At 64.6% G+C, this 5,365-nt stretch carries 7 protein-coding genes; 3 read left to right on the top strand and 4 right to left on the bottom strand.

Annotated elements, in window-relative coordinates; all coding sequences use genetic code 11:
- Position 1: 1 nt before the first annotated feature.
- Both flhC and flhD read right to left on the bottom strand, forming a co-directional pair.
- The gene (gene flhC / locus HMPREF3115_RS20445) at positions 2-556 is read right to left on the bottom strand and encodes a flagellar transcriptional regulator FlhC (protein ID WP_006401399.1); all 555 of its coding nucleotides are present in this window, start codon (positions 554-556) and stop codon (positions 2-4) included.
- A gap of 90 nt (positions 557-646) precedes the next feature.
- Complete coding sequence (gene flhD / locus HMPREF3115_RS20440; protein ID WP_006401400.1) at positions 647-967, bottom strand: flagellar transcriptional regulator FlhD; 321 nt, start codon at positions 965-967, stop codon at positions 647-649.
- A 50-nt stretch (positions 968-1,017) separates the two neighbouring features.
- On the opposite strand from flhD, the gene HMPREF3115_RS31675 reads away from it, so the two are divergent.
- Both HMPREF3115_RS31675 and HMPREF3115_RS20435 read left to right on the top strand, forming a co-directional pair.
- Positions 1,018-1,392 carry a hypothetical protein gene (locus tag HMPREF3115_RS31675; RefSeq protein ID WP_176748758.1) on the top strand — a complete coding sequence of 125 codons (375 nt, stop codon included), beginning with the start codon at positions 1,018-1,020 and terminating at the stop codon, positions 1,390-1,392.
- Between the two features lie 409 nt (positions 1,393-1,801).
- Positions 1,802-2,866 carry a glycosyltransferase family 4 protein gene (locus tag HMPREF3115_RS20435; RefSeq protein WP_053296697.1) on the top strand — a complete coding sequence of 355 codons (1,065 nt, stop codon included), beginning with the start codon at positions 1,802-1,804 and terminating at the stop codon, positions 2,864-2,866.
- 103 nt (positions 2,867-2,969) lie between these two features.
- Here HMPREF3115_RS20435 and HMPREF3115_RS20430 read toward each other — a convergent pair whose 3' ends face one another.
- Positions 2,970-3,266 (bottom strand): H-NS histone family protein, encoded by a 297-nt coding sequence (locus HMPREF3115_RS20430; RefSeq protein ID WP_070555791.1) that lies wholly within the window; start codon positions 3,264-3,266, stop codon positions 2,970-2,972.
- Positions 3,267-3,555: 289 nt separating this feature from the next.
- On the opposite strand from HMPREF3115_RS20430, the gene aqpZ reads away from it, so the two are divergent.
- Complete coding sequence (aqpZ, locus tag HMPREF3115_RS20425) at positions 3,556-4,302, top strand: aquaporin Z (RefSeq protein ID WP_006408306.1); 747 nt, start codon at positions 3,556-3,558, stop codon at positions 4,300-4,302.
- Between the two features lie 105 nt (positions 4,303-4,407).
- Here the strand turns inward: aqpZ and HMPREF3115_RS20420 are convergent, their stop codons facing one another.
- Positions 4,408-5,229, bottom strand: coding sequence for a Cof-type HAD-IIB family hydrolase (locus tag HMPREF3115_RS20420; RefSeq protein WP_070555789.1), 822 nt, complete (start codon positions 5,227-5,229; stop codon positions 4,408-4,410).
- Between the last annotated feature and the right edge of the window lie 136 nt (positions 5,230-5,365).

The raw sequence follows: 5,365 nt of genomic DNA, 5'->3' as shown, positions 1-5,365 counted from the left end.
GTCAGGCGGCCGCGGCGGCCAGCTCGGCGCGCGCGGCTGCCGCCTTGCGCGTCTTGCCCGCGCGCGACGGCGGCTGGCACAGCCCGCAGACGAAACCTTGCTGCGGATCATGCGCATGGGCGACGAAATGCCCGCCGCAGCGCGTGCACGGCGTCATCTGCAGCATCCCGGAATCGAAGAAGCGTACGAGCGTCCAGGCGCGCGTGAGGCTCAGCGCCGCTTCGTCGCCGGACAGCGAGACGTGCTCCAGATAGAGCCGGTACGCCTTCACGATCGCGTGGATCGGCTCGCAGCGGCCGTGATCCTGCATGAAGCGGTAGATGTTGTAGAACAGCGACGAATGGATGTTCGGCTGCCACGTCATGAACCAGTCGGTCGAGAACGGCAGCATTCCCTTCGGCGGCGAAACGCCCTTCAGTTCCTTGTACAGCTTGATCAGACGATCCCGCGACAGGCTCGTCTCCGCCTCCAGCAGCTGCAGCCGGGCGCCCAGTTCGATCAGTTCGATGGCGAGGGTGATTTCCTTCACCTCGATCACGACGCTTTTGCTTGCCATGGTGATAACGTTCGCGTGTCGTTGTTCGGATGCTGCGCCCATGCGCCGGCGCCGGCGCGGCGCGCCGGCTCGAACGCAGGACAGGAAGGATCAGCGGACGCTTTCGACCGGTTGTCCGGCCATCAGGATCGCCGAGTGCGCGCGTGCGACGACGTCGCTGCGGCCTTTGTCGGCGAGCGACGACAGCAGCGCGTGATCGTCGAAGCGGAAGCGGCACAGCATCTGATTCGACGCGGCGAGCTTGACCGTCTGCGCGAGCGTGAGGTTTGCAAGCACGTCGGCCAGTTCCTCGGAGATGCCCATCCGGAACATGCCCATTGCCTTGTCTTCGCGCAGCAGGCGCTGCGCGAGCAGCAGGTACGACAGGTTGACCTCTTTGATCTCGCCTAGCATTTCGCTGGTGGCGCTCATGATTCCCCCGTGAGAAGCGTTGCTTTGGCCATTCATGTTTATGGAAACGTTTGCTCGATCCGGCGCACCTGATGCACTCGGTCGGCATGTTTATAGTCTTACAGCGCGAATTTTGGCCAAACGGGAATGGCACCGGTATCAGCGAAGTGGCGTATGCAGTGCAGGATTTGTCTGTAAACCGTGTAGGAATTTTTCCGACAAGGCGAATTGAAAGCTTGAATGAGGAGAAATACGGCGTGCGATTTGGCGAGACCTGCGCCGATACGCCGCGGAGGGCCGTCCGGCAAGGCATGCCGGGACGCGAATCGGTAAAAATTATAGTAGTTTTTCATGATGGTGCAACAATCGCGTTGACCATCTCCATTCGTGTTTCCGTGCCCTTTTTATTCGGGTTTTCGCGTATTTCATCGTGTAACAAGCCTTAAGTGTTTGAAAAAACACTCGAACCCCGCCGAGCGATCCCGATAATGGACTCCAACGGGCGTCGACACGACGCGTGTCGCACCGCCCCGGCATCGCGTGGCGCCGGCCCGCCGTTCTCGTCGAACCGGCCCGCCACACCCGCCGACCGTAGCGTCGGCACTTTCCGCAACCGCAGTACGGGACCGAGCGAGCTGCATCCCGCGGCTCGGACGGATCGAACGACGAACCGGGGCGCCGCTTCCGGGCCTCATCGACCGTCTTGCAGGGCCCGAGCAACGTCGAGGCGGCCGGTTCGGGCCGACCGTTTTACAAGGGACCCGGAGCCAGGGCCGAACGCTCCCGGGTCGACCGTGGTACATGGGACCCGGCCAGCGCTGCGGCGCGAATCCGGGTCGACACAGGAGAACGTCCATGCGCATTGCCCAGATCGCGCCGCTGTATGAAGCCGTCCCGCCGAAACTGTACGGCGGCACCGAACGCGTCGTGTCCTATCTCACCGAGGCGCTCGTCGAGCTCGGCCACGACGTGACGCTGTTCGCCAGCGGCGACTCGGTGACGTCCGCGCGCCTCGAAGCGGCATGGCCGCGCGCGCTGCGACTGGATCCGTCGATCCGCGATTCGATGGCGCCCCATATGCGGCTGATCGAGCAGGTGGCGCGCGTCGCGCATGAATTCGACGTGCTGCACTTCCATCTCGACTATCTGCCGTTTCCGCTGATGTCGCGGCTCGACACGCCGTACGTGACGACGCTGCACGGCCGCCTCGACCTGCCCGAGCTGCAGCCCGTATTCGACGCGTTCCCGAACGCGCCGGTCGTGTCGATCTCGAATTCGCAGCGCAAGCCGCTGCCGCAGGCCGCGTGGGCCGGCACCGTCTATCACGGGCTGCCGGAGACGCTGCTCACGCCGCAGCCCGACGTGAAGCCCGAATATCTGGCATTCCTCGGCCGCATCTGTCCCGAAAAGCGCGTCGACACCGCGATCCGGATCGCTGCGCAAAGCGGGCTGCCGCTGAAGATCGCCGCGAAGGTCGACAAGGCCGACGCCGATTACTTCAAGGAAGTGATCGAGCCGCTGCTCGGCCAGGCGCACGTGGAGTTCATCGGCGAGATCAACGAGGCGCAGAAGCCGGCGTTCCTGTCGGGCGCGAAGGCGCTGCTGTTCCCGATCGACTGGCCGGAGCCGTTCGGCCTCGTGATGATCGAGGCGATGGCGTGCGGCACGCCGGTCGTCGCGTTCAACCGCGGCTCGGTGCCGGAGGTGATCGAGGACGGCGTGACGGGCTTTATCGTCGAGGATGTGCAAGGCGCGGTCGGCGCGCTGCACCGGATCGACAGCCTGTCGCGCGACGCGATTCGCGCGCGTTTCGATACGCGATTCAGCGCCAAGGCGATGGCGCAGCGCTACGTCGAAACTTACGAATCGCTTTGCGCCAACGCCCGACGGCCGGCATTGCGCCGCGTGGCCGGCGCGTAACGCCGAAATCCGCGCGAAATAGCCGGTGAAAATCGCGCCGAAATCCGGCGCGTAAAACCAAAGAGCCGCATCGACGATGCGGCTCTTTCTTTTTGGCTGTCGGTCACTCCATCAGGAAACGGTCGCGGTTTTTGCCGACGATCCAATTCGGCGGCTTGCCGCGACCGCTCCAGGTCGCGCCCGTCTTCGGATCGCGGTATTTCGGCGGCAGCGGCGCCTTTTTGGGCGGACGGCCGCGGCGCGCGCGCTCGGCAAAGCCGAGATCCTGCGCGGTCAGCCCGTATTCGTCGATCAGGCGCCGGATATCGGCAATCACGGCCGCGATTTCCTGACGCCGCACCTCGTCCGCCTGAGCCTGCAATTCGGCGATCTGGGCCTTGAGTTTTGCGTATTGAGACATTTTTTGACTCCCCTTTCCATGATGCGCCCCGGCGCATCCGCCGCGACACGGCCCCCGCTCAATCCGTCCTGCGCCGTGCCAATCGAAATTAATGCCGACATTTTTAACCGGTCCGCATATATCGAGAATGCGGACTTATTCTAATAAAGCGATTTGTCAGCTACTCAAATTTAACAATCGTTGACCACGATGCGGCGTTTCATTTCCTATAATCCAGACCAATTCCGGACGGCGGCTAAATCGTAACCGTCGCCGGTTTGTCTTCAACCCACTTGAACGAGGTCCTCCCATGAATCTTTCTCAGCGGCTCGCTGCAGAGGTATTCGGCACGTTCTGGCTGGTGCTCGGCGGGTGCGGCAGCGCCGTGCTGGCCGCCGCCTTCCCGGGCCTCGGCATCGGATTTGCCGGCGTCGCGCTCGCATTCGGGCTCACCGTCCTGACGATGGCGTTCGCGATCGGCCACATTTCGGGCTGCCATCTGAATCCGGCCGTGAGCGTCGGCCTGACGGTCGCCGGGCGCTTCCCGGCACGCGACCTCGTCCCGTACATCGTCGCACAGGTGGTGGGCGCAACGATCGGCGCGTTCGTGCTGTATCTGATCGCGACCGGCAAGCCGGGCTTCGACGTCGTCGGCAGCGGTTTCGCGACGAACGGTTTCGGCGAGCGCTCGCCGGGCCACTACTCGCTCGCGGCGTCGTTCATCTGCGAAGTCGTGATGACGGGCTTCTTCCTGTTCGTGATCCTCGGCGCGACCGACAAGCGCGGCGTGCCGGCAGGCTTCGCGCCGATCGCGATCGGGCTGTGCCTGACGCTGATTCACCTGATCTCGATCCCGGTCACCAACACGTCGGTGAACCCCGCTCGTTCGACCGGCCCGGCGCTGTTCGTCGGCGGCGATGCGATCGGCCAGCTCTGGCTGTTCTGGATCGCGCCGCTGATCGGTGCGGCGCTCGCCGGGGTCATCTACCCGCTGGTAGCGGGCCGCGACGACGCGCTCGACCTGCTGCCGACGGCATCCGCTCGCACAAGCGAATAACCACTACGGGGTCATGCGAGCAGAGCAGCGAGCCTCACGCTGCACAAGAAGATAGAGGCAAGCCATTTGACGGGCGCCGCTGGCGCCCGTTTTTCATGTCGGGACTCAGGACGCGGCGAGATCCTCGAGCGCGAACAGCGTGCGCAGATGGCGCGCGACGCCCGCGTCGAAGTTGTTGCCGATCCGCGGGATGTGCGGCAGCCGCGCGATCAGATCCGGGTTTGCGTTGTTCATCATGAACGCATGGCCGGCCGTTTCGAGCAGGTCGATGTCGTTCATGTTGTCGCCGAACGCGACGCAATGGCCGGCGTCGACGCCGAGCCGCCCGAGCACCGCGCGCAGCGCGCGGCCCTTCGACACGTTCGCGGTCATCACTTCGAGACAGTCGGGCAGCGAGTACGTGACGTACAGCGCATCGCCGAACTGCACGCGCATCTGTTCGGCCACGACCGCCAGATCGGCCGGCTCGCCGATATACAGCACCTTCGCGATGTCCGCGCCGTCGTGCGCGAGCATGTCGATTACTTCGTACCGGAAGCCCGAGTCCTGATGGAATTCGAGCAGGTGCGGGGCATCGCGGTCGATCAGCCAGCCGTGTTCGGTAAACAGATTGACGATCACGCGGCCGTGCGCGCCGGCAATCTCGGGCAGCACCAGACGGCGGACGATGGCCGGATCGATGTCCTGCGCGTGGATCGTCGTGTCGTCCGGCGCATGGACGCGCGCGCCGTTCGACGTGATCAGGTACGGGCGGATGCCGAGCACGTCGCGGATGCCGGCGACGTCCGCGTAGTGGCGCCCCGTCGCGATCACGAACTGCACGCCGTCGCGGTCGAGGCGGCGGACGGTCTCGATCGTGTACGGATCGAGCTGGTGGTCGCTGTTCAGCAGCGTGCCGTCGAGATCGGTGGCGATGACTTTGTACATGGGGAGCAAGGTAGGCGCGCAGCGGACTGCGGAGCCGACATTTTAGCGTCGGGCGGTGGTGGGTGGTGGGGGCTCGGGCCTGGTGCTCGGTGCTCGGTGCTCGGTGCTCGGTGCTCGGGCCTCGGTGCTCGGGCCT

Origin of the sequence: Burkholderia sp. HMSC10F09 (assembly GCF_001806955.1) — a bacterium.
GTDB lineage: Bacteria > Pseudomonadota > Gammaproteobacteria > Burkholderiales > Burkholderiaceae > Burkholderia > Burkholderia multivorans.
This window is presented reverse-complemented; position numbering and strand designations above follow the sequence as displayed.

What these genes read in the sequence shown, in the direction of transcription:
- flhC (WP_006401399.1), bottom strand. Translation starts at nt 556, where the DNA reads ATGGCAAGCAAAAGCGTCGTGATCGAGGTGAAGGAAATCACCCTCGCC.
- flhD (WP_006401400.1), bottom strand. Translation starts at nt 967, where the DNA reads ATGAGCGCCACCAGCGAAATGCTAGGCGAGATCAAAGAGGTCAACCTG.
- HMPREF3115_RS20435 (WP_053296697.1), top strand. Translation starts at nt 1,802, where the DNA reads ATGCGCATTGCCCAGATCGCGCCGCTGTATGAAGCCGTCCCGCCGAAA.
- HMPREF3115_RS20430 (WP_070555791.1), bottom strand. Translation starts at nt 3,266, where the DNA reads ATGTCTCAATACGCAAAACTCAAGGCCCAGATCGCCGAATTGCAGGCT.
- aqpZ (WP_006408306.1), top strand. Translation starts at nt 3,556, where the DNA reads ATGAATCTTTCTCAGCGGCTCGCTGCAGAGGTATTCGGCACGTTCTGG.
- HMPREF3115_RS20420 (WP_070555789.1), bottom strand. Translation starts at nt 5,229, where the DNA reads ATGTACAAAGTCATCGCCACCGATCTCGACGGCACGCTGCTGAACAGC.